Source organism: Oleiphilus sp. HI0043 (assembly GCF_001634935.1).
Genome location: NZ_LWEY01001842.1, coordinates 1 through 725, shown reverse-complemented (window position 1 = coordinate 725; position 725 = coordinate 1). Strand labels below are relative to the sequence as shown.

The 725-nt window shown below is 42.8% G+C and carries 1 protein-coding gene; it reads right to left on the bottom strand.

Annotated elements, in window-relative coordinates; genetic code table 11:
* On the bottom strand, positions 1-354 hold a 354-nt coding region (locus A3729_RS28280; RefSeq protein ID WP_231877524.1), incomplete at its 3' end, for a phosphoenolpyruvate carboxylase.
* Between the last annotated feature and the right edge of the window lie 371 nt (positions 355-725).

The following is a 725-nucleotide window of genomic DNA, read 5'->3' as shown; positions in this document are numbered from 1 at the left end:
GGTACCTGAGGCCTTCAAACGGTCCAGCAGTTGGTCAAAGGTTTCCAAACCGTCTTCTCTATCGGTGCGATTCCGTCTTACCCCATGATACTGCTCAGCAATATTTGCCAGGTTAAGAAACTGGTTAAACGCTCGAGCAACAAATAACATCTCATCGTCCCCCAGGTCCTGAAGCAAACGAACAAGTTCTGGATGCGCATCCCCCGCATCAGCTTCACGATCCTGCTTTGCCGCAGCCCTAATGGCTTCCAACTTCGCCACAAACTCCGAACCAAGGTGTTCTTCAATATTCTGCCCTAACAACTCACCAAGCAAACGGACATTTTCTCGTAAAGAAGGGTGTAATTCTGACATATACCTTTTCCAAATGTGTTTGATTATCAAGGCTAGCAAGCAAGCTGATCACAAGCTCGTGACTACAAGCCAATCCTTATTTGCGCAAAATAGTAAAAACTAGATATATAAATATGGAGCACAATCCACAACAAGTAAACCATTAACAAAAGCACACACTTTTAAGTGTCTACTTTTTGAACAAACAACCTACACTTATTCTTGTAGTTAAGCGTAAAAAATGAACAACCCGACCACACAAGGATTCAAGCTATGAAAATAAAAGCCTTAGCAGAATGCTGGGAACAACAAGCCAAAGCAACATTTACTTCTGAAGACTACACATTCCGACTCCCCTTAGAAGATGCAGCGAAAATTAACGCACTAGCAGA